At 65.5% G+C, this 21,148-nt stretch carries 22 protein-coding genes; 7 read left to right on the top strand and 15 right to left on the bottom strand.

What is annotated here, in order from left to right:
• From VH499_RS13905 to VH499_RS13880, 6 genes are all read right to left on the bottom strand, one after another.
• Window positions 1-543: FtsW/RodA/SpoVE family cell cycle protein (locus VH499_RS13905; protein ID WP_332053338.1), on the bottom strand; the 543-nt coding region annotated here is incomplete at its 3' end.
• Window positions 540-2,468 carry a penicillin-binding protein 2 gene (gene mrdA, locus VH499_RS13900; RefSeq protein WP_332053337.1) on the bottom strand — a complete coding sequence of 643 codons (1,929 nt, stop codon included), beginning with the start codon at window positions 2,466-2,468 and terminating at the stop codon, window positions 540-542. The genes VH499_RS13905 and mrdA, both read right to left, overlap by 4 nt.
• The gene (locus tag VH499_RS13895; protein WP_332053336.1) at window positions 2,468-3,040 is read right to left on the bottom strand and encodes a hypothetical protein; all 573 of its coding nucleotides are present in this window, start codon (window positions 3,038-3,040) and stop codon (window positions 2,468-2,470) included. The genes mrdA and VH499_RS13895 overlap by 1 nt, the downstream gene beginning before the upstream one ends.
• 1 nt (window position 3,041) lies before the next feature.
• Window positions 3,042-3,935, bottom strand: coding sequence for a rod shape-determining protein MreC (gene mreC, locus VH499_RS13890; protein ID WP_332053335.1), 894 nt, complete (start codon window positions 3,933-3,935; stop codon window positions 3,042-3,044).
• 43 nt (window positions 3,936-3,978) lie between these two features.
• A complete protein-coding gene (locus tag VH499_RS13885; protein WP_332053334.1) occupies window positions 3,979-5,019 on the bottom strand; it encodes a rod shape-determining protein in 1,041 nt (346 codons plus the stop codon).
• 129 nt (window positions 5,020-5,148) lie between these two features.
• Window positions 5,149-6,246, bottom strand: coding sequence for a Zn-dependent alcohol dehydrogenase (locus tag VH499_RS13880; RefSeq protein ID WP_332053333.1), 1,098 nt, complete (start codon window positions 6,244-6,246; stop codon window positions 5,149-5,151).
• 103 nt (window positions 6,247-6,349) lie between these two features.
• Between VH499_RS13880 and VH499_RS13875 the strand changes: the two genes are divergently transcribed.
• From VH499_RS13875 to VH499_RS13860, 4 genes are read left to right on the top strand one after another with little or no spacing between them, the layout of a single operon-like run.
• Window positions 6,350-7,702 carry an ABC transporter substrate-binding protein gene (locus tag VH499_RS13875; protein ID WP_332053332.1) on the top strand — a complete coding sequence of 451 codons (1,353 nt, stop codon included), beginning with the start codon at window positions 6,350-6,352 and terminating at the stop codon, window positions 7,700-7,702.
• Between the two features lie 57 nt (window positions 7,703-7,759).
• Window positions 7,760-8,710, top strand: coding sequence for a sugar ABC transporter permease (locus VH499_RS13870; RefSeq protein ID WP_332053331.1), 951 nt, complete (start codon window positions 7,760-7,762; stop codon window positions 8,708-8,710).
• Entirely contained in the window at window positions 8,700-9,533 is an 834-nt protein-coding gene (locus tag VH499_RS13865) for a carbohydrate ABC transporter permease (RefSeq protein ID WP_332053330.1), read from the top strand. The genes VH499_RS13870 and VH499_RS13865 overlap by 11 nt, the downstream gene beginning before the upstream one ends.
• Window positions 9,530-10,288 (top strand): SDR family oxidoreductase, encoded by a 759-nt coding sequence (locus VH499_RS13860; RefSeq protein WP_332053329.1) that lies wholly within the window; start codon window positions 9,530-9,532, stop codon window positions 10,286-10,288. Before VH499_RS13865 ends, VH499_RS13860 begins: the two co-directional genes overlap by 4 nt.
• 68 nt (window positions 10,289-10,356) lie before the next feature.
• Here the strand turns inward: VH499_RS13860 and ilvC are convergent, their stop codons facing one another.
• The 5 genes from ilvC to miaA all read right to left on the bottom strand — a co-directional run bounded on the left by ilvC (window position 10,357) and on the right by miaA (window position 15,489).
• Window positions 10,357-11,376, bottom strand: a complete 1,020-nt coding sequence (ilvC, locus tag VH499_RS13855) for a ketol-acid reductoisomerase (RefSeq protein WP_332053328.1) — start codon at window positions 11,374-11,376, stop codon at window positions 10,357-10,359.
• Between the two features lie 30 nt (window positions 11,377-11,406).
• Window positions 11,407-12,033 carry a LysE family translocator gene (locus VH499_RS13850; protein ID WP_332053327.1) on the bottom strand — a complete coding sequence of 209 codons (627 nt, stop codon included), beginning with the start codon at window positions 12,031-12,033 and terminating at the stop codon, window positions 11,407-11,409.
• Between the two features lie 16 nt (window positions 12,034-12,049).
• Entirely contained in the window at window positions 12,050-12,562 is a 513-nt protein-coding gene (gene ilvN / locus VH499_RS13845; protein ID WP_332053326.1) for an acetolactate synthase small subunit, read from the bottom strand.
• Entirely contained in the window at window positions 12,559-14,328 is a 1,770-nt protein-coding gene (locus VH499_RS13840) for an acetolactate synthase 3 large subunit (protein ID WP_332053325.1), read from the bottom strand. The genes ilvN and VH499_RS13840 overlap by 4 nt, the downstream gene beginning before the upstream one ends.
• A gap of 111 nt (window positions 14,329-14,439) precedes the next feature.
• Entirely contained in the window at window positions 14,440-15,489 is a 1,050-nt protein-coding gene (gene miaA / locus VH499_RS13835) for a tRNA (adenosine(37)-N6)-dimethylallyltransferase MiaA (protein ID WP_332053324.1), read from the bottom strand.
• On the opposite strand from miaA, the gene serB reads away from it, so the two are divergent.
• Both serB and VH499_RS13825 read left to right on the top strand, forming a co-directional pair.
• Entirely contained in the window at window positions 15,430-16,311 is an 882-nt protein-coding gene (gene serB / locus VH499_RS13830; protein ID WP_332053323.1) for a phosphoserine phosphatase SerB, read from the top strand. The two genes, miaA and serB, sit on opposite strands and share 60 nt — an antisense overlap.
• 10 nt (window positions 16,312-16,321) lie before the next feature.
• Entirely contained in the window at window positions 16,322-17,329 is a 1,008-nt protein-coding gene (locus VH499_RS13825; protein WP_332053322.1) for an NADP-dependent oxidoreductase, read from the top strand.
• On the opposite strand, the gene VH499_RS13820 is transcribed toward VH499_RS13825, so the two are convergent.
• From VH499_RS13820 to VH499_RS13810, 3 genes are read right to left on the bottom strand one after another with little or no spacing between them, the layout of a single operon-like run.
• Window positions 17,326-17,814 (bottom strand): hypothetical protein, encoded by a 489-nt coding sequence (locus VH499_RS13820; protein WP_332053321.1) that lies wholly within the window; start codon window positions 17,812-17,814, stop codon window positions 17,326-17,328. The genes VH499_RS13825 and VH499_RS13820 overlap by 4 nt on opposite strands.
• A gap of 27 nt (window positions 17,815-17,841) precedes the next feature.
• Window positions 17,842-18,780, bottom strand: a complete 939-nt coding sequence (locus tag VH499_RS13815; protein ID WP_332053320.1) for a Rieske 2Fe-2S domain-containing protein — start codon at window positions 18,778-18,780, stop codon at window positions 17,842-17,844.
• A gap of 26 nt (window positions 18,781-18,806) precedes the next feature.
• Window positions 18,807-19,613, bottom strand: coding sequence for an SAM-dependent methyltransferase (locus VH499_RS13810; protein ID WP_332053319.1), 807 nt, complete (start codon window positions 19,611-19,613; stop codon window positions 18,807-18,809).
• Window positions 19,614-19,719: 106 nt separating this feature from the next.
• Here VH499_RS13810 and VH499_RS13805 point away from each other — a divergent pair, with 106 nt between their 5' ends.
• Window positions 19,720-20,394, top strand: a complete 675-nt coding sequence (locus tag VH499_RS13805; RefSeq protein ID WP_332053318.1) for a TetR/AcrR family transcriptional regulator — start codon at window positions 19,720-19,722, stop codon at window positions 20,392-20,394.
• A gap of 92 nt (window positions 20,395-20,486) precedes the next feature.
• On the opposite strand, the gene VH499_RS13800 is transcribed toward VH499_RS13805, so the two are convergent.
• Entirely contained in the window at window positions 20,487-20,996 is a 510-nt protein-coding gene (locus VH499_RS13800; RefSeq protein WP_332053317.1) for a 3-hydroxybutyryl-CoA dehydratase, read from the bottom strand.
• Window positions 20,997-21,148 lie beyond the last annotated feature (152 nt).

Here is a 21,148-nt window from a genome sequence, read left to right as displayed (position 1 = left end):
GAGGGCGGCGCCTCCCAGCATCACCATCAGCGCGGTACCCAGGTCGGGCTGCACCATCACCAGGCCGACCGGCGCCAGGATCACCAGCAGCGGTGGCAAGGTATAGAGCAGGCGGCCGGCCTGCTCGCGGCTGAGCCCATGGTAGTAGCGCGCCAGGACCAGGATCACCGCTACCTTGGCGATCTCCGACGGCTGGATCTGCAGCGGACCGACGACCAGCCAGCGCTGCGCGCCCATGCCGATCTTGCCGGCGACGTCGACTGCGACCAGCAGCAGCAGGGACGCGACGTAGAGCGGCCAGGCGAAGGACAGCCAGACTTTCGGATGCACCAGCGCCACCACCAGCATCAATGCCAGGGCGACGCCGTAGCGGACGGCGTGCTTGGCCGCCCATGGCTCGAAATGTCCGCCGGCCGCCGAGTAGAGCGCAACGACGCCGATGCCCGCGATCAGGGTCAGCACCAGCACGAGGCCCCAGTTGATGCGCCAGATCTTCTCGCCGAAGCCGATGTCGGCGGGCGCGCCGAGAGAAAGCGAGGTCATAGCGAGGCGGTCTTGCGAAAGCGGTCGACGTGGCGCGAGGGGTCGCGCTTCATGGTCTCGAGCAGCACGTCGCGGCCGATCGGACCCGCGGTCGCGCCGCCCGCCATGCCGTGCTCGACGACCACGGCACAGGCATAGCGCGGATTGTCCACGGGACCGAAGCAGACGAACAACGCGTGGTGGCGCAGGTGCCAGGGAAGCTGCTCCTGCGTGATGCCCATCGCACGCTCGCGCTCGGTGATGCGCTTTACCTGCGCAGTCCCCGTCTTGCCGGCAAAGTGCAAGGCCGGATCGATCGGCTTGTTGTCGGCGTCCAGACGAAGCTGCGCCGCCGTGCCGCTGGGAGAGTTCACCACCTGGTTCATGCCCTCGTGGACCAGGGCGAGGTGCTTCGGATCGATTCGCAGCGAGGATGCCGAGGTCTTCAGCCGCGGCGTCGGCGGCGCCAGCTCCTCCCGCGGCGCCGCCTTGGCGAGCAGGATATTCGGCTGCACGTCGTACCCGCCGTTGGCGATCCGCGCGGTCATGACCGCGAGCTGCAGCGGGGTTGCCGTCATGTAACCCTGGCCGATGCCGAGGTTGAAGGTATCGCCCTGCTGCCAGGGGATGTTGTACTTGTCCTGCTTCCAGCTCCGCGACGGCTGGTTGCCTGCGGATTCGCCGGGCAGGCCGAGCGCGCTCACCTGGCCGAAACCCAGCTTGGCCGCCATCTCGCCGATCTTGTCGACGCCGGTCCGCTGCGCAGCCTGATAGAAGAAGCAGTCGCACGAATTGGAGATTCCGCCGACCACGTTCAGGCCGCCATGGCCTCCCTTCCACCAGCAATGGAACTTGATGTCGCCCAGCTCGATGTAGCCATTGCAGGACAGGATGGTCCCCGCGTCGATCGCCCTCGATTCGAGCGCGGCGAGCGCTACCGCAACCTTGTAGGTCGAGCCCGGCGGATAGACGCCCGCGATCGCCTTGTTGTTGAGCGGACGGGCAGGGTCGTCCAGGAGGTCGCGCCATTCGGCCTGCGTGATGCCGCGGGCGAAGACATTGGGATCGAACCCCGGTTCGGACACCATTGCGAGAATGTCGCCGGTGACCACATCCATCACCACGACGGTGCCGCTCTTGTGCTCCAGATTGGCCTGTTGTGCGCGCAGCCGCTCGGCGGCGAAGCGCTGAAGCTCGAGGTCGACGGTGAGCAGCACATTGTCGCCGGGCTGCCCCTCGTTGCGGTCGAGCTCGCGCACGATCCGACCCACGGCGTTGACCTCGACCTGCACGGCGCCGGCACGGCCGCGCAGCTCGTCCTCGAGCGAGCGTTCCACGCCCTTCTTGCCGAAGCGCATCGTGGGAAGCTGCAGCAGGGGATCGTCGCGGCCGGCCAGATCTTCATCCGACACCCGGCCGGTATAACCCACGATATGGCTCGTGAGGTCGCCTTCGGGATAGTCGCGCGTCTGGCCGATGTCGATGAACACACCCGGCAGATCGGGCGCATTGAACTCGATTCGTGACACCTCCTCCCAACCGAGATTCTCGCGCACCACGGAAGGCTGGAAGTTGCGGCTGCGGCGGAGCTCGCGCAGCAGGCGCGTGCGATCGGCCTCGCCCAGGTTGAGGATCTGGTCGAGCCGCTCGATCACGACCTCGGCGCCACGGCCGCGGTCGGCCGCCAGCATGACACGGAAGTTGTTGCGGTTGATGGCGAGCGGCTGGCCGGTCCGATCGAAGATCAGGCCGCGCGGCGGCGCCAGCAGCCGGATGTTGACACGGTTCTCCTCGGCCAGTGTCGAGAAGCGTTCGCTCTCGAGCACCTGGAGCTGGTAGAGGCGGCCGGCCAGCGCCGAGATCAGTGTAAGTTGCGCGCCTCCCAGCAGCAGAGCCCGGCGCGTGAACAGGCCGGCCCGCTCGCCGTCGCCTTTGCGGAACCGCATCACGTCGCCGTCTCCCCGGGTTGCGCCGTGCCGCGCGAGAGCTCGGGCACGTTCAACGGATCGCGCGGCCGCACCCGCGCGATGAGCGGCGCCAGCAGCGGGTAGATCACGATCGCCACCGCGTACTGCATCATCGCCGGCACCGGATCGATCGCCGTCCAGGTCCAGAGGGCCGTGAAGGCCCAGACCAGCACCATGAAGAGCCAGCAAAGGATGCAGAAGCCGATCCACTGGAACAGGAACGGCACGCCGACGAGATATCGCCGGTTGGCGACCACTGCGGCGCGGATCAGCACGAACCCCAGGGCGCTGACGCCGATGGGCGCTCCCGGCCCGCCCAGCAGCAGGTCGAGCAGCACGCCGACGACCAGCAGCAATGGCCCCGGCAGCCGCTCGGGCATGGCGAGGCTGAACTGGAACACGACCAACGCGGGCAGAAGCGGCAAGGTGTCCGACAGATAAGGCACCCGAAGCGGTGCCAATGTCAGGATGACGAAGAACACCAGCACCGTACCGGGCAGCGCAAGGCGTCCCACCCGGTCGAGCCTCGCCAGAAGCCCATCGGCTCGCATCTCAGCGCGTCCCCTGGCCGTCGGCCGCGGCAGCAGCGCCGGCAGCGCCGGTATTCACGAGGCCGGTGATTCCGTAGTCGACGACGCGCACGAACTCCAGGCGCGCGAAGTCGGCGAACGGCCGCACGCGAATGCTGCCCTCGTTGCCGCCACGCACCACTTCGCCGACGGGAATGCCGATCGGGAAGCTGCCGCCGCTGCCCGAGGTGACGATGCGGTCGCCCGGCTGGACGCTCGCCATGCCTTGCATCAAGGTGAGGCGCAGCAGCGCCGAATTGTTGCCGGCGAGGATCGCCCGCTCGCGCGTGCGCTCGACTTGCACCGGCAGGCGGGAATTCACGTCGGTCACGAACAGCACACGCGCGCTGTTGTCGCCCACTTCGGCGATACGCCCCGCGAGGCCCTCGCCCGTGACCACGGCCTGGCCTGGGGTGACGCCGGCCTTTCGACCGACATTCAACAACGCCCCGCGGACATAGGCACTGACGCTGTCGCCCACGACACGGGCGGTGATGAAGGACGCTTCCGGGCCTTCACGGAAATGCGCCAGCTCGCGCAGGCGGTCGTTCTCGTTCTCAAGCCGCCGTGCCGCAGTCTGCCAGGCGAGCAAGCGGCTGTTCTCCTCGCGCAGTCGCGCATTCTCTTCGCGCAACGAGGCAAACTCCTTGAGATCGGCGATCGCCCGGTTGGCCGCCGCGACCGGCCTCGCGATAGCCTCGAGCGCCGGACTCGCGAGGTCGAGCGCCAGCACACGCGCCTTCTCGACCAGCACCGAGTCGGCCTTGCCGATCAGCATGGCAACAAAGGCCGCGACCACCAGCAGGACGAGCGCGAAGCGCTGCAGGACGGTGCGCAGTTGCTGGCTGGCTACCTCGAAGTCGTCGCGAATCGCCATGTCCGACCCATTCTACTCCAAGCGGGCCGTGGCGCGCGGTGCCTCAATACATGGAGGACAAGACGCCGCGCAGACGGTCGATGTTTTCCACTGCATGGCCCGTGCCGAGAGCGACGCAGAGAAGAGGATCCTCGGCCACCGAGACCGGCAGGCCAGTGGACTGGCGCAGGACGGTGTCCATATTGGTGAGCATGGCGCCGCCGCCGGTAAGAACGATGCCCTTGTCGACGATATCGGCCGCCAGTTCGGGCGCCGTGTTCTCGAGCGCCACCTTGACCGCCTCGACGATGGCGCTGACGGGCTCCTGCAGGCTCTCGGCGATCTGCCGCTCGGTGATGACCAGCTCCTTCGGCACACCGTTCATGAGGTCGCGGCCCTTGATCTCCATGGTCCGGCCCTCGCCGTCATCCGGCGCGCAAGCCGAGGCGATGGTCTTCTTGATGCGCTCGGCCGAGCTTTCGCCAACCAGCAGATTATGGTTGCGGCGGATGTAGGCGATGATCGCCTCGTCCATCTTGTCGCCGCCGACGCGGACGGAGCGCGGATAGACGATACCGCCCAACGACAGCACGGCGACCTCCGTGGTGCCGCCGCCGATATCGACCACCATGGAGCCGGTCGGCTCCGTGACCGGCAGGCCAGCGCCGATCGCCGCCGCCATCGGCTCCTCGATCAGCCAGACCTTGCGCGCGCCCGCGCTCTCGGCCGATTCCTGGATGGCACGGCGCTCGACGGCGGTCGACCCGGAAGGCACGCAGACGACAATCTGGGGATGGGCGAACGAGCGGCGGTTGTGCACCTTGCTGATGAAGTGCTTGATCATCGCCTCGGCGACCTCGAAGTCGGCGATGACTCCGTCGCGCAAAGGGCGGATCGCCTGGATGTTGCCGGGCGTGCGGCCCAGCATCATCTTGGCTTCCTCGCCGACCGCCAGGACCTGGCGCTTCCCGCTTTGCGTGGTGAGCGCAACGACCGACGGCTCGTTGAGAACGATCCCGCGCCCCTTCACATAAACCAGCGTGTTGGCCGTTCCGAGGTCGATACCCATGTCCGCTGAAAACAGCCCGATCACTCTCGACAGCATTCGCTAAGTCTCTGTTATTATTGGACAAACAGTAACGCGGGCACACCGCCTGACAGGCACGCCAAGGTGCGACGGGTTTAAACCGGCGCGCAGAGTCCCGCAAGGCGATTCAGGCATCGGCGAGATGCCTCAATCGAACACAACGACGCCGCGCGCGACCTCGCCCGCCATCATGCGCCTGAAGCCCTCGTTGATCTCCTGAAGCCTGTAGGTTCGGCTGACCAGGTCATCGATATTGAGCTTTCCGTTCATGTAGTGGTCCACCAGCATCGGAAAATCGACGTTGGGTCGAACCGAGCCGTAGAAAGTGCCGCTCACTGTCTTCTCGGTGAAGACCATCATGAAAGGCGAATACTGCGCCTTGATCGATGCCGCCGAGATGCCGACGGCGACAGCGTGGCCGCCGGGAGCCAGCGCGTCGAAGGCCAGCGTCTGGGTCTTGTCGTTCGAGACCGCGTCGAAGGAATAGTCGACGCCGAGGCCCGCGATCTCCTTCACCTTTTTCACCGCGTCGTTGTCCTTGGCAGTGTTGATCGTATGGGTGGCGCCGAAGGTCCTGGCCATCTCGAGCTTGTTGTCGAGGATATCGGCGGCGATGATGAGGCGCGCGCCCGAAAGCATCGCACCCTGGATGGCGTTCAAGCCCACCCCGCCGCACCCGATTACGAGCACCGACGAGCCTGCCTCGATCCTGGCATGACGGGTCACGGCACCGACGCCGGTCGCGACGCAGCATCCGACGAGCGCCGCCTGCGGCCACGGCATGTCGTTGCGGATCGGCACCACCATCTCCTCCGGCACGACGACCTCCTCGGCAAAGGTGCCGATGCGCGCCATCTGGTTGATGCCCTGTCCCTTGTGCTTCAGCCGCAGCGTACCGTCATAGAGTGCGCCCGGCGGCGCGCCGGCGCGACCGATGCAAAGCACCGTGCGGCCCTGCGTGCAGTAGCGGCAGCGGCCGCAGTGCGGGCGGAAGGAGAAGATCACATGGTCGCCCGGCTTCACCATGGCGACGCCCGGCCCGCATTCGGCGATCTCGCCCGCCGCCTCGTGACCCGGCACGATCGGCAACGGCGAGGGCCAGTCGCCGTTCATGACGTGCCAGTCGCTCTGGCACACGCCCGAAGCCTTCATCTTCACGCGCACTTCGTTCGCCTTGGGCGAATCGAGCTCGCAGTCGACGACGTGCAATGGCGTGTTGGGCTCGAACAGAACGGCGGCCTTCATTGCTCTCCTCCCGCAATCGCGAGGAAACTATAACACCCGGCTTGCTTGACCGGGCTGGGGAAGCGCGTTCAACTCGATCAAAATCCCGGGGAGGAACCGCAAGATGACTGGATACCGCCGCCGCTCGATCCTGCGCAGCGCCGCCGGCGCTTCGGTTCTGGCTTCGGGCGCCCTGCCGTCGCCCGCCGTCCATGCCCAGGCGAAGTCGCCCTACGACGGCATCACGATCAATGCCTCCTGCTTCCAAACGACTTACTACGAATACCTGAAGACCTACCTGCCGCAGTTCCAGGAGAAGACCGGCATCAAGGTGAACTTCACCATGCAGGCCTTCCCCGTCTACAACCAGCGCACCGACCTCGAACTTTCCACACGCGGTTCGGCAATCGACGTCTGCAACGTCACCTTCATCTATTCCGGCCGGTGGATCGGCGCCGGCTGGTTCACCAACCTCGATACCTTCACCAAGGATCCCAAATACACTCCTGCGCAATGGGCGCCCGAGGACTTCGTGGGCGGCGCACAATCGGCGATGCAGAACGCCAAGGGGGAAACGTTCGGCTACACCTGGGAGGCCGGGGCCATGATTTTGGGTGCGAGCCGCTTCGATCTGATCGAGAAGGCGGGCCTCGCATTGCCCAAGACGTTCGACGAACTGATCAAGGTCTGCGACGCGGTCCACAACAAGGAAGGCGTCGCCGCGTTCACCGCCGACAAACTGCATCACTGGAACTGGATTCCCTACCTGATGGGCATGGGCGGGGCCGTGTTCAAGGCGCCGCCGGACAATCTCACGCCGACGCTTGACACGCCCCAGGCGGCACGGTCGGCCGAGTGGTACGCCAACCTGCTGATGAAATACGGTCCCGACGGCATCCTGTCCTACTCCGACGACCAGTCGATGCGTTCCCAGATGTCGGGCCGCGCCAATATTCGCACCCAGGCGATTACCTGGATGGTGCCGCTCGCCAAGCACGCCGAGAGCACGGTGCAGAAGACCGTCCGCTATGGGCTGATGCCGGCCGGCCCGGACGGCAACTTTCCCGGCTCCAACAGCCATGGGCTTGGCATCCCGGCCGGCTCCAAGAAGAAGGAAGCGGCATGGGAGTTCATCAAGTGGGCGCTCTCGAAGGAGACGATCTCCATGATCGTCGAGAAGCACGGGTATCCCAGCGTCTGCCGCCTGTCGGTGATCAAGAGTCCCGAGTTCAAGCAGGTTCTGACGCTGAACGGCCAGGACGTCGCCTCGCTGTTCCTCGAGGTCCTGCAGCTCGGCGGCAAGACCGGCTACATGAAATACCGCACCGTGCCCGTCTATCCGCAGGTCGGCGACAAGATCAACAAGGCGATCGAGCGCATCGCCACCAAGCAGCAGGCGGCGCCCGAATCCCTGAAGCAGGCACAGGCCGAGGCGATCCAGGATCTGCAGAAGGCCGGCATCAAGATTGATCTCTGAGTTCCTTGCTTCCTCTCCGCCTTCGCCGGGAAGGTGGTCGGCAGGACGAGAGCCGTCATGAGCATCGGTCGTGTCGCCCACGACACCGACCGCTTCGCCGGCATGTCGTCAACTGCCTTGGGCACAATTGGGCGGCGCCAGCGCCGCTTCTTCATCTACTGCGTGGCGCCTTCGCTGGCGGTGCTCGCGATCATCACTCTTCTGCCCTCGCTCTACCTGTTGGTGACGAGCTTCACGCCGCTGAACCTCACGCGGCCCGAGACGCAGTGGGACTTCTCGCATCCGTGGCAGAGCTACCGCGAGCTCCTGGCCGACGGCAGATTGGCGAACTCCGTGTGGGTGCAGGTGAAGCTTTCCTTCTGGACGGTGTCGCTGCAGCTCCTGATCGGACTCGGCCTGGCGCTGCTGCTCAACGTCAAGTCGCGACTGCTGGAGGCACTGCGAACCGTGTTCCTCATCCCGATGGTGCTCCCGCCCATCGTGGTGGCCATCATCTGGAAGGTGATCTACACGCCCGACATCAGCCCGATGCACGGGATCTTCCGCGCGCTTGGCTGGAACGTGCCGGCATTGATCACCGATCCGCAGTGGGCGCTTACCTCGATCATCGTCGCCGATACCTGGGAATGGTTCCCCTTCACCATGCTGATGGTGCTGGCGAGCCTGCAGATGATGCCGCAGGAATTGCTCGATGCAGCCCGGGTCGACGGCGCCTCGCCCTGGCAGCTCACGCGCCATGTCACCCTGCCCTTCATCAAGGGCGTGCTGCTGGTCGCGGGCCTCTTCCGGCTGATCGATTCCATCAAGGCGTTCCCGCTGATCTTCATCCTGACGGACGGCGGGCCGGGCAACGTGACGGAGGTGACGAACTACTATTCGTTCCTGCAGGCCTTCAACTTCTCCTATTTGGGCTTTTCAAGCGCCATCACCGTCGCCCTGCTCGGTGCCACCGTCGTGTTGAGCTGGGTCATCATTCGCGCCGTCGGATGGGGCGTCCGTGTCGACTAGGGGTTCCTCGCATCGGCGCGACCGCTTCGCCATGCAGGCGCTGGCGATCGTGCTTGCGGTCCTGGCGCTGGCGCCATTCCTCTGGCTTCTCACGATGTCGTTCAAGACCAATGCCGAGATCTTCCGCTTCCCGCCCCGGCTGCTCTTCGACGCTACGCTGGCCAACTATGCGGCGCTCTGGACCTCGGAATTCCGCGGCTCGTTCGGCAACAGCCTCGTCGCCAGCGTCGCCTCGACCGTGCTGTCGCTGGTGATCGGCACGCCTGCCGCCTATGCGCTGTCGCGCTGGACCTCGCGCGGTCAGGGGGCGATCACGCTCTGGATACTCGCCAGCCGCATGGCACCGCCGATCGCCTTCACGATTCCCTACTTTCTCGTCTACCGCTATCTGGAGCTGCTCGACACGCTCACCGGGCTGGTGATCATCTATCTGACCTTCAACCTCTCGCTGGTGATCTGGATGATGCGGCCGTTCTACGATCAGCTCCCGCGCTCGCTGGAGGAGGCGGCCTGGATCGATGGCGCCACGATGTGGCAGGGATTCTATCGCATCATCCTGCCACTTTCCGGCCCGGGTCTGGCGGCGACGGCCATCCTCTGCTTCCTGTTCGCCTGGAACGACTTCTTCTTCGCGTTGATCCTGACGCGCACGGAGGCGATGACCGCGCCGGTGGCGGTGGTGAACTTCATGAACTACGAGGGATGGGAATGGGGCCGCATCGCCGCCGGGGGCACCATGATCATGCTCCCGGTCCTGGCCTTCTCCTTCGTCGTGCGGCGTTATCTCGTGAGCGGACTGACGGGCGGGGCGATCAAAGGATGAGCAGGACGCTTCTCATTACCGGCGGCGCCTCCGGTATCGGCGCGGAGACCGCACGCCGCGCGGCGGCGCGGGGATACAGGATTGCCGTCAACTACCGTTCGCGCGCAGAGCTGGCGCAGGTGGTGGTGGCGGACATCGAAGCGAAGGGCGCGCAAGCGATTGCCGTCCGTGCCGACATGGCGCACGAAGCGGACATCGTCCGCCTGTTCGAAGAGACCGAAAGATCGCTGGGGCCAATCACCCATCTTGTTAACAGTGCCGGCATCAACGGCCGGCGCGGCCGCGTCGACGAATATGACGCTGCGGTCCTCGCCAATGTCTTTGCGGTGAATGTCATCGGCCTGATGCTGTGCTGCCGGGAGGCCGCCAGGCGCATGTCGACCAAACATGGCGGCAAGGGCGGCGCGATCGTCAATGTCTCCTCGATGGCGGCCACTTTGGGCGGGCGTCCGGGATCTTCGGCCTATGCCGCGAGCAAAGGTGCCGTCGATGCCTTCAGCAAAGGCTTCGCGCGTGAGGCGGCGGCCGAGGGTATCCGGGTCAATTCGGTCAGACCCGGCATGGTGCTGAGCGAGATGACCGAGGGCCGGCTGAAGGATGCGGCCTTCCGCGCCAGCATCGAGGCCTCGATCCCGATGCGACGCGTGGGTGAGGCCCACGAGATCGCGGAAGCGGTGCTATGGCTTCTGTCAGATGAAGCTTCCTTCATCACCGGCGCGATGCTCGATGCGTCCGGCGGTGGGTATATCATCTAGGTTTCCCGGGCCGCGGGCGCCAAAGCGCGGAGACTGCTCCGCGCGGCTCGCGGTCGCGAAGAGATGCTCTAATTGCGGGTCTTGTCGACCAGCGCCTTCTCCTTGATCCACGGCATCATGCCGCGCAGCTTCACGCCGATCTCCTCGATCGGATGCTCCGACATGCGCTTGCGCATGGCCTTGAACGACGCCTGGTTGACCCTGTTCTCGAGCATCCAGTCGCGTGCGAAGCGACCCGACTGGATGTCGGCCAGCACGCGTTTCATCTCGGCCTTGGTCTCGGCCGTCACGATGCGCGGCCCCGAAATGTACTCGCCGTACTCCGCAGTGTTGGAGATCGAGTAGTTCATGTTGGCGATGCCGCCCTCGTAGATCAGGTCCACGATCAGCTTCACCTCGTGCAGGCACTCGAAGTAGGCCATCTCCGGCGCGTAGCCCGCCTCGACCAGCGTCTCATAGCCCGCCTTGATCAACTCGACGAGACCGCCACACAACACCACCTGCTCGCCAAACAGGTCCGTCTCGCACTCCTCCTTGAAGGTGGTCTCGATGGTGCCGGCGCGGCCGCCGCCGATCGCCGAGGAGTAGCTGAGCCCGATCTCCAGCGCGTTGCCCGAGGCGTTCTGCGCCACCGCGACCAGGCAGGGCACCCCGCCGCCGCGCAGGTACTCGGAGCGAACGGTGTGGCCCGGACCCTTGGGTGCGATCATGAACACGTCGATATCGGCGCGCGGACTGATCAGATTGAAATGCACGTTGAGGCCGTGCGCGAAGGCGAGCGCCGAACCTGCCCGCATGTTGGGCGCGAGATCGGCGTTGTAGATGTCGCTCTGCAGCTCGTCGGGCGTCAGCACCATCACGATGTCGGCCCACTTGGCACCGTCGGCAGGGCTCATGACAGTGAAGCCCGCCCCCTCCGCCTTCTTGACCGTGGCGGAGCCGGACTTGAGCGCAATGCGCACGTCCTTGACGCCCGAGTCGCGGAGATTCATGGCGTGGGCGTGACCCTGGCTGCCGTAGCCGACGATCAGGACCTTCTTGCCCTTGATCAGGTTCACGTCGGCGTCACGATCGTAATAGACACGCATTTTCCTGCTCCCTCTCGAATGGCGCGCTGTCTAGCGGCTCAGCAGGGCGAGGCGCAAGCCAAGAAGCGCCAGCGCACCACCCATGATGCGGTCGAGCCAGAACTTGGCCCGGCGGTAGATGGAGCGCGCCGGCCCACCGGAGAACAGCAGGGTGATCAGCGCGTACCAGGTGAATTCGTTGAAGGCCACGATCGCGAGGGTCGCGGCTTGCATCCAGGGCGGTGGATGGGCCGGCAGCAGCGCAAGAAAGATGCTGCCGAAGAAGACCATGACCTTGGGATTGCCGAGCTGCAGGAGCAAGGCCCGGACGAAACCCTGCGCCGCTCCGGTCTTGTTGTGCCCGGCGGCGCTGGGCTCGGACAGCGGCTCCGGGGCGTGCCGCCACAGCATCACCGCGAGGTAAAGGAGATAGAGCCCGCCGCCGATACGCATGGCGAGATAGAGCCATTCGAAACGCGCGAACAGCGCCTGCAACCCATAGAGCGCCGCCGCCGCCCAGGCGACGGCGCCAAGCATCATGGCGAGGGCCGCCAGCAATCCGGCGCGCCGGCCGGAGCCGACAGCGGTCTGCGCCACCACGACGAAACTCGGGCCGGGGCTCGCCGCGGCCATCAGATGGACGGCGGCGAGACCGAGCAGGGGCAGGAGGTACGTCATCGTCGGATGCGCCGCATCAGATTGCCTCGCCGCCGCGGGTCGTGGCGACGATGCCCGTGCGGCCGACATCGACGAGACCCAGCCCCTCCATCAGGCCGATGAAGGTATCGACCTTGTCGGACGCGCCGGTGACCTCGAAGACGAAGGAATCGTTCTTGGCGTCGATCACCTTGGCTCGGAACACGTCGGCGAGGCGTAGCGCCTCGACGCGCTTGTCGCCCGTGCCCCTCACCTTCACCAAAGCCAGCTCCCGCTCGACATGCTCGCCCTCCAGCGTCAGGTCGCGAACGCGATGGACCGGCACCAGCCGGTCGAGCTGGGCCTTGATCTGCTCGATCACCATCGGCGTGCCGGCCGTGACGATGGTGATGCGCGAGAGATTCTCCCTGGCATTGGTGCGCGCCACCGTCAGGCTCTCGATATTGTATCCGCGGCCCGAGAACAGGCCGACCACGCGGGCCAGGATACCAGGTTCGTTGTCGACGAGGACGGAGATGGTGTGGCGCGAGGCGGTCTCGATCGGACTCACACCAGCACCATCCCTTCCTCGGACACCGGCTTGGCGGCGCGGTCGTTCGGGCCCAGCAGCATGTCGTAGTGCGCCGCACCCGACGGGATCATCGGAAAGCAGTTCTCGGCCTTGTCGACCAGTACGTCGACGATGACCGGCTTCTTGATCCTGATCATCTCCTGGATGACGCCATCGAGCTCGGCCGGACTGCCGGTCCGCAGGCCGACCGCGCCGAATGCCTCGGCGAGCTTCACGAAGTCGGGCAGCGATTCCATGTAGCTTTCGGAATAGCGGCCGCCATGCAGCAGTTCCTGCCACTGGCGCACCATCCCCATGTACTGGTTGTTCAGGATGAAGATCTTCACCGGCAGGCGATACTGCGCCACCGTGGAAAGCTCCTGGATGTTCATCATGATGGACGCTTCGCCGGCCACGTCGATCACGAGGGAATCCGGATGGGCAATCTGTACGCCGATCGCCGCGGGGAAACCGTAACCCATGGTGCCGAGCCCGCCCGACGTCATCCAGTGGTTGGGCTGCTCGAACTTCAGGAATTGCGCGGCCCACATCTGGTGCTGACCGACCTCGGTCGTGATGTAATGGTCGCGCTCCTGGATGTAGTGATAGAGACGCTCGAGCGCGTATTGCGGCTTGATCGTCTCCTTATCCTGCTTGTACGCGAGGCAGTTGCGGCCGCGCCACTTCTCGATCTCGGCCCACCACGCCTTCAAGGCCTTCTGGTCGGTGCGGGGTTGCCTCGCCTTCCAGATGCGAATCAGCTCCTCGAGCGCCAGCGCAGCATCGCCCACGATCGGCAGGTCGACGCGCACGTTCTTGTTGATCGAGCTCGGATCGATGTCGATATGGATCTTCTTCGATTTAGGCGAGAACTCGGCGAGCTTGCCCGTGATGCGGTCGTCGAAGCGCGCGCCGATATCGATCAGCACGTCGCAATTGTACATCGCGAGGTTCGCCTCGTAGGTCCCGTGCATGCCGAGCATGCCCAGGAACTGCTTGTCCGACGCCGGAAAGCCGCCGAGCCCCATCAGCGTGTTGGTGATCGGATAGCCTGTCATGCGCACGAACTGCGCGAGCAGCTTGCTGGCCTTTGGACCCGAGTTGATCACGCCGCCGCCGGTATAGAAGACCGGGCGCTTGGCCGCCGCGATCAGGTCGATCGCCTGCTCGATCTTCCCGGGATCGGGCTTCACCTGCGGCCGATAGCTCTTGTGCTGCACCGGCTTCCTGGGCGCTTCGTACTCGTGCTTGTTCATCAGCACGTCCTTGGGCAGGTCGATCACGACCGGTCCGGGTCGTCCCGAGCGCGCCACATAGAACGCCTCGTGGACGGTACGTGCGAGATCGCCCACCGCCTTCACCAGATAATTGTGCTTGGTGCAAGGACGGGTGATGCCGGTCGTGTCCGCCTCTTGGAAGGCATCGTTGCCGATCAGGTGCGTCGGCACTTGACCCGTGAGGCAGACGATGGGGACGGAATCCATCAACGCATCGGTGAGGCCGGTCACGGCGTTGGTCGCGCCCGGCCCGGAAGTTACCAGCACCACGCCCACCTTGCCCGTCGAGCGGGCATAGCCTTCGGCGGCATGCACCGCCGCCTGTTCGTGGCGTACCAGGATGTGGCGAAGCCGGTTCTGCTTGAAGAGCGAGTCGTAGATCGGAAGGACCGCGCCACCGGGATAGCCGAAGACGACCTCGACTTCCTCGTCGATCAGGGCTTTCACCAGCAGATCGGCGCCAGTCGTGGCGGACTCCTCGGGCTTCATGACGCGGGTCTCCTCTATGACGAATACGCCGCAAAACGAGGTTTGCGGCGGCGCGGAAATTAGAGACGGTGGTCCGGAGGGTCAATCAAAATCAGCACAAAACGTAAAGTTTCAGACCTCTATTTTGTCCAAAAATTGCTCGGCACTCGCCAAAGCCAGATTTGAAGGCATGTCGATAGCAAGATTTGGTGCCAGTTGGTGTCGGAACCACGTCATCTGGCGCTTCGCGTATTGGCGCGTGTGATCGATGGCCATTCGCCGCGCTTCGTCCAACTTTAGCTCAGCGCGCAAGTGACGGAACAATTCGGGCGCGCCGTGAGCCTTGAGGCCGGGCCAGGTTGGATCGGGATCCCGGTCGAACACCGCTCGCACCTCTTCCAGCGCGCCGGTCTTGAGCATGGCGTCGAACCGCGCCGCGATCCGGTCGCGCAACCATGTGCGCTCGGGTGCGAGAAGGATCGACACGAAGCGCCAGGGCGACGGCGACCCCTTGCCCTGTTGCCAGGCGCTGAGCGGCTGGCCTGTCCCTATCCAGATCTCCCAGGCGCGCACGTGGCGTTGCCGGTCGCCCGGCTTCAGGCGCGCCACGATCTTCGGGTCGTGCTCGGCAAGACGCGCGCGAAAAGCGTCGGGGCCCAGGCGGTTCCACTCGTCATTGGCCTCGGCGCGAAGCGCGGCCGGCACGCTCGGGATATCGGAAAGGCCCTGCATGAGCGCGCGCAGGTAGAGGCCCGACCCGCCGCACAAGACAGGCAATCGGCCCGCCTTGTGGCACCGCTCGATCTCGACGGCCGCGAGCGCGCGCCAGCGTGCCGCCGAAAGGGTCTCGCTGATCGGCAGCACGCCGTACAGGCGATGCGGCACGGCCGCCTGCTCGGCAAAGGTTGGCTGTGCGGTGAGGATCGGAAAGGCGTCATAGGTTTGCATCGCGTCGGCATTGATGATCGTGCCGCGCCGATGCTGCGCCAATGCAAGGGCAAGCGCCGACTTGCCGCTCGCAGTCGGCCCCGTGACGATGACGACATCCGGCTTGCCCATGCCCTGTTTGGCCATGCGGCCGCCGCGTTTGCAAATCCTCGGGTGCATCGTTAGAGCCGAAGCGTGAAAAATGTCCTTGTCCTGGTTTGCAACCCCGGCGCGCCCAGGCTCGACGAGGCCCACCTCCGGCAGGCGACGGCCAGGTTGCGCGGAAACGGCGCCGCTGTCGGCGCGCCTGATTGGCTCGCGCCCGGCATCGCCTGCGACCTGCCATTCGAGGGCACCGCGGGCGATATCTCGCTGCCGGAGATCGACGCGGTGGTCGTTCCGGCGGTAGGCCGCCGCAAGAAGCTTCTGGTCGCCGACATGGAATCGACCATCATCGAGAACGAGATGCTCGACGAGCTGGCCGCCTTCCTCGGCCTGCGCGACAAGATCGCGGCCATCACGTCGCGCGCCATGAACGGCGAAATCGACTTCGCCGGCGCCCTCAAGGAGCGGGTCGGGCTCCTGCAGAGCCTCCCGGTCGCCCGGCTCGATGAGGCCGCGCGACGCATCCGCTACACGCCCGGGGGGGCCACCTTGGTCGCCACCATGCATAAATACCAAGGGTTTTGCGCCCTGGTTTCGGGTGGCTTCACCTTCTTCACCTCCAGGGTGCGCGAGGCGCTCGGCTTCGACCTCGATGCCGCCAATGTCCTCGGTCACGACGGACACAAGCTAACCGGCGAGGTCGCGCCGCCGATTCTGGGCAAGGAGGCCAAGCTTGCGATGCTCGACCGGCTGTGCGCCGAGCGTCAGATTGCGGTGGGCGAGGCCGTGGCCGTCGGCGACGGCGCCAATGACCTGCCGATGCTCCAGGCTGCGGGCCTGGGCGTCGCTTTCCGCGCCAAGCCGGTGGTGGCAGCGCAGGTATCGGCGCGCATCGCCCATGGCGATCTCACGTCCCTGCTCTATCTGCAGGGCTACCGCCGCAGCGATTTCGCCGAAAGGCCCAACCCATGAGGACACGCCCATGACCGAAGCCCTGCAGATCGTTCTCGCCAAACGCCCGGTGGGCGACGTGACCGCCGATTGTTTCGGGCAGGAGACCGCCAGCCTGCCGCCGCTCGGCGACGGACAGATCCTGGTGCGCCAGCGCTTCTTGTCGCTCGATCCCTATATGCGGCCGCGCATGAGCGAACTGCGCTCCTACACGCCGCCCTTCGAGGTGGGCAAGCCATTGACAGGCGGCTCGATCGGCGAGGTCGTGGAGTCGCGCAACGGGCGCTTCGCCAGGGGCGACACCATCATCGGCATGCTGAACTGGGCCACCTATACCGTCCATGACGGAAAGGGCCTGCGCAAGATCGATCCCGTCGTTGCCCCGCTTTCGGCCCATCTCGGTGTGCTCGGCATGCCGAGCTTCACCGCATGGTACGGCATCAGGCATATCTGCAAGCCCAAGGCCGGCGAGACGGCCTTCGTGTCGGCGGCAACCGGCGCGGTCGGACAGGTGGCAGGGCAGCTCGCCAAGCTTGCTGGCGCCAAGGTCGTGGGTTGCGCCGGCGGCGAAGACAAGTGCGTCTGGGCAGTGCGCGAGGCGGGCTACGATGCCTGCTTCAACCATCGTGGCGAGCACGACTACGGTGCGGTGCTGGACAAGCTCTGCCCGCAGGGCATCGATGCGGATTTCGAGAACGTCGGCGGCCCGATCTTCCATGCCGTGTTCGCGCGACTGAACAATTTCGGACGAGTGGCCTTCTGCGGCGCCATCTCCGAATACCAGGACAAGCAGCCGATGGCGGGACCGGCCAAGATGTTCACCATCGTCCAGCGCCGGCTCACCCTTCAGGGCTTCATCATTTCCGATCACGTCTCTCTGATGGGCGAGTTCGTGACCGAGGTCGGTGGGCTCCTGAAGGCCGGCAGGATCAAAAGCCGGGAAACCATCGTCGAGGGGCTCGGAAAGGCCCCGCAGGCCTTCATGGGCCTGCTCAAAGGCGAGAACTTCGGCAAGCTGATCGTCAAGGTCGCCGCCTAAGCGCGGCCGCGCCGTAGGAGCAGCCAAAAGATCAAGCCGTGGAGGATGAGCAGCGGCGGCACGATCACTGTCGGGATGTAGAAGGTCGCGCCCAGGTGCCCGATGTCGATGCCGACCCCGATCCTGCCCTCGTACATCGCCTTGAGAAGATCGAAGCTCCCCCAAAGGTTGAAGATCCAGACGATCGCTACGGCCCATGAGGTCCGGACCGACAGCGCAAGCACCGAAATGATCGCCAGGATAGCCGCGATCAAATCGCCATAGGCGGCAGGAGCCGCGAACGCCGGCGGCAGCGAGGGCGCCACCACGCCGGGCACAAGGAAGCTGAGGCCAATGAACCGGAAGGCATGCGGCGTCACCAAGGCCATCAGTGCCTCCTCGCGCGGCATGTGATGCAGGCGCGGCCAGATGTAGAGCCTCGCGACCAGGCCAAATGCCAGAAAGCTCATCAGGATGCTCAGTCCGAACAGGGCGTTGACAGGCATGACCGTGTTCTCCGTTCGCACTGCCTCTCAGACGCCAGGCGGGGCCGCGCGCGGGAACTCGCTGACGTAACGGAAATAGCGCGCGAGGTGCCGGTCGCTTGCAACCAGCGTTCCGCGCCGGAAGCGCATGCTTTCCAGCACCGGCTCGTCCTCGGCCAGTAGCCGCTCGACGAAGCCGCGCAAGTTGTCGAGGGCCTGTCGCTCGGCTTGCGCGCCGCCCATGCGCGGTACTCCGACCATGAAGAACATCCGCCGCCGGCCGCGATCGATCGGCGCGCCGCAGAACAGCATGAACAGGTTGGACCCGCCTGATGTCAGATGCTGCGCGAAGGTGCTGACGCCGCTGATCACGCCGTGCTGTGTGTAGCCCGCGCGCCCGACCCGGAATTCGATCTCGTGGTCGCGCACAGCGATCTCCTCGGGCTCCGTGGTCTGCAGGCCATGGAGCGTGCGCAGGTGCTGGAAGTCGACACCGTTGCTGAGCGCAATCTCGCCCGGCGAGGTGCGAATGCCGCGAAGATGCGCTTCGCAGGCAAGCTCGGCTTCCGTCGCTCCCGGCACCCGCGGCACATCGAATGCCGCCGTCGTGCCGTTGAACAGCCAGATCAAGCCCCAGGCCTCCGCCGACGGATACGTGAAGATGCGTGCGGCCGCGGGGATACGGTCGCCGGTGGGGATGTGGCTGCAGGCGCCGGTGCTGTCGAAACGCCAATGATGGTAGGGGCAGCGCACCTGGCCTTCGACCCGTGCGCCTTGCGAGAGATCGGCGCCAAGATGCGGACACCAAGCGCTCTGCACCACCGCCTTGCCCGACGCATCGCGGTAGACGATGACCCGCGTGCCGAGCATATCGACCCCGACCAGCGTCGCCGCGCCGACTTCGCTGACGAGACACACCGGATACCAGCATTGATAGTAGGTTTCGTCGCTCACAGTCCGAACCGGGGTGACGGCGATCGCGTCCATGTCGATGCTCCTTTCAGAAGGCTGAGTCAGGTCAGGTCTTTCCGGGCGACGGCCATGAGCAGGCCGACGCGGCCTTCCAGGACGCTGCGGGCGAAGTCGGCAGCCATGGCGGGAAATTCCGATCCCATGAGCAGATGGAATCCTGGACCCGCCGCACCGCGGGGTCGGCTGGCGAACCAGCGCTTGGCGTCCTCGGTGATGTCGCACCAGGCGATGACGGTGAAACCAACCCGCTCCAGGACAGTCCTAAACGCGACGGGCGACAGGAGAAAACTGGTCGAGGAATCGCGCGCCCACGGCATAGGGAAGAGTGGCGCACCGTTGCCGGCGACGGCATCGTAGAGTGGGACCACGCCGCCTGGACGAAGGACGCGGTGCATCTCGCGATAGAACCGTGGACGATCGGCAATATTCATCGCCACATGCTGCGTCCACACCGCATCGAATGTGTCGTCGGCAAAGGGCAGGTCGAGCGCATCGGCGGAACGGAAGGTCACCTTGCCCTCGAGACCGACCCGCGCGGTCAGCGCCTCGGCCAACCAGCAATAGTCCGCGGCGAGATCGATGCCGGTGACCGAGCAGCCATAGGCCCCGGCGAGGAAGCGGGCCGGACCGCCGATACCTGAGCCGACATCGAGCACGCGCTGCCCGACAGCGATCCCGGCGAGCGTCGCCAGTTGCCGCGTCACCGCGAGACCGCCGGCATGGAACTGGTCGAGCGGCGCCAGATTGGCAATTTCGAGCGCTCCGGCGGGGTTCATCGCGTCGAGACGCGCCAGCGCGGCGCCAACCCGCGACGGCATGGCATAGTGGCGTTCGACTTCCTGGTTCATCGTCGCCCTCCCGGACCATGTGTGGTACCTAGCAGTACCAACGGCGATGATCCTACGGTACCGCCAGGTACCATAGCAAGCGGTTTGTTGGGCAAAGAGGCAGGCAATGAAAGAACGCAAGAAAACGGCCAAGGGGGCGAAGGCGGTACGCGACACCGCAGGATCGGCAAAGACCTCGGCAGGCGCGCGCGAGCGCATCATGGAGGCGGCGTTCGGCGTCCTGATGGAACAGGGCTATGCGCGCGCCAGCACGCTGGAGATCGCTACGCGCGCCAAGGTCTCCAAGCGCGAGCTCTACACCCTGTTCGGCGACAAGCGCGGCGTGCTGGTGGAGATGATCGCCCGGCGCTCAGCGCGCATGCACCAGGCGCTGACATTGCCGCCGGCGACCGACCGGGCCGGGCTCGCCGACACGCTGGTCGAATTCGGCGCCACCGTGCTGGCCGAGGTTTGCCATCCCACAGTCGCGGCGATGTTCCGGCTCGCCATCAGCGAGACCGACCGTTCCGCCGAGATGGCGCATGTGCTTGACGAGAACGGGCGTGGCGCGCACCGGCGGGCACTGGTCGCCTTCCTGGGCCAAATGAGCCGGGCTGGCCTATTGGGTGACGCCGATCCGGACGTCATGTCCAGCCAGTTCCTGGCCCTTCTTTTCGGCGACACGCTGCTGCGGGTCGTGCTGCGGGCAATCGAGCCGCCCTCGCCGCGCGAGTGCCGCGGCCGTGCGCAAGCGGCAACGGCCGCCGTGCTCCAGCTCCATCGTCCGGTCAGTCGAACATAGCGACGCAGTCGACCTCGACGTCGACGCCCTTGCGATACGGCGCCTGGTGCTGGCGCCGATCCTCGTGGGCGGTGGTCGGGTGACGATGACGGTCAGGGCGCCGGCATGACGGTGCCGCAGGCCCGGCATGTCCGCGCCTCGACGCTGTTGAAGAAACGCTTGTAGGCCAGCGACACGGGATCCTTGGTGTAGTCGTCGACCACGAAGGTCTCCTCGTGCAGGAACCCGCCGCAGTTCTGGCAATACCAATGGAAACGATCGATCTCGCCGGCGCGCCGCCCACGCTCGAGGATCAGAGCGAAGGCATCGGGCGGAAAGCGCGGCGAATGCGGCGTCCGCGCCGGCATAAAATTGGTCGAACCTTCGGGCAGGACGGCGATCTCCTCGTTTCCGTCGGGCGTCCGGTAGTGGAGGTTCATTGTGCCCTTGATCATGTAGGTGACTTCGTCGCTGTCGTTCACATGGAACTCGCTGCGATACTCGCGGCCGCGCGCGACGAAGGCCAACGATCCCGGCTCCTGCCACAGCACCTTCACCCGCTTGCCGGTGGCGGCGAGCTCGCGGGTGATTTCCCGCAATTCCACCACATCAAGCTTTTCCATCTGAACCTCCTGTGATGATCGGAAGCCAACCGGCACCATCCCTTGAAGTATGGCCGGTTGTCACTTGGCGTGGGAACGTCCGTAGCCCACGAAACGCGTGTCGGGCGTTGGTGAGCGTCGTGGTCCGGCAGTTTGGAAGGCCGGCGCCGACC

It is taken from the genome of Reyranella sp. (assembly GCF_036558665.1).
Classification (GTDB): Bacteria; Pseudomonadota; Alphaproteobacteria; order Reyranellales; family Reyranellaceae; genus Reyranella.
The sequence above is the reverse complement of the archived record's forward strand: the minus strand, read 5'-3'. Positions and strand labels throughout refer to the sequence as shown.

Bases quoted from the DNA above. Each gene is read 5' to 3' on its own strand.
- mrdA (WP_332053337.1), bottom strand. From the start codon at position 2,468: ATGCGGTTCCGCAAAGGCGACGGCGAGCGGGCCGGCCTGTTCACGCGC.
- VH499_RS13895 (WP_332053336.1), bottom strand. From the start codon at position 3,040: ATGCGAGCCGATGGGCTTCTGGCGAGGCTCGACCGGGTGGGACGCCTT.
- mreC (WP_332053335.1), bottom strand. From the start codon at position 3,935: ATGGCGATTCGCGACGACTTCGAGGTAGCCAGCCAGCAACTGCGCACC.
- VH499_RS13885 (WP_332053334.1), bottom strand. From the start codon at position 5,019: ATGCTGTCGAGAGTGATCGGGCTGTTTTCAGCGGACATGGGTATCGAC.
- VH499_RS13880 (WP_332053333.1), bottom strand. From the start codon at position 6,246: ATGAAGGCCGCCGTTCTGTTCGAGCCCAACACGCCATTGCACGTCGTC.
- VH499_RS13875 (WP_332053332.1), top strand. From the start codon at position 6,350: ATGACTGGATACCGCCGCCGCTCGATCCTGCGCAGCGCCGCCGGCGCT.
- VH499_RS13870 (WP_332053331.1), top strand. From the start codon at position 7,760: ATGAGCATCGGTCGTGTCGCCCACGACACCGACCGCTTCGCCGGCATG.
- VH499_RS13860 (WP_332053329.1), top strand. From the start codon at position 9,530: ATGAGCAGGACGCTTCTCATTACCGGCGGCGCCTCCGGTATCGGCGCG.
- ilvC (WP_332053328.1), bottom strand. From the start codon at position 11,376: ATGCGTGTCTATTACGATCGTGACGCCGACGTGAACCTGATCAAGGGC.
- VH499_RS13850 (WP_332053327.1), bottom strand. From the start codon at position 12,033: ATGACGTACCTCCTGCCCCTGCTCGGTCTCGCCGCCGTCCATCTGATG.
- VH499_RS13840 (WP_332053325.1), bottom strand. From the start codon at position 14,328: ATGAAGCCCGAGGAGTCCGCCACGACTGGCGCCGATCTGCTGGTGAAA.
- VH499_RS13825 (WP_332053322.1), top strand. From the start codon at position 16,322: ATGACCGAAGCCCTGCAGATCGTTCTCGCCAAACGCCCGGTGGGCGAC.
- VH499_RS13820 (WP_332053321.1), bottom strand. From the start codon at position 17,814: ATGCCTGTCAACGCCCTGTTCGGACTGAGCATCCTGATGAGCTTTCTG.
- VH499_RS13815 (WP_332053320.1), bottom strand. From the start codon at position 18,780: ATGGACGCGATCGCCGTCACCCCGGTTCGGACTGTGAGCGACGAAACC.
- VH499_RS13810 (WP_332053319.1), bottom strand. From the start codon at position 19,613: ATGAACCAGGAAGTCGAACGCCACTATGCCATGCCGTCGCGGGTTGGC.
- VH499_RS13805 (WP_332053318.1), top strand. From the start codon at position 19,720: ATGAAAGAACGCAAGAAAACGGCCAAGGGGGCGAAGGCGGTACGCGAC.
- VH499_RS13800 (WP_332053317.1), bottom strand. From the start codon at position 20,996: ATGGAAAAGCTTGATGTGGTGGAATTGCGGGAAATCACCCGCGAGCTC.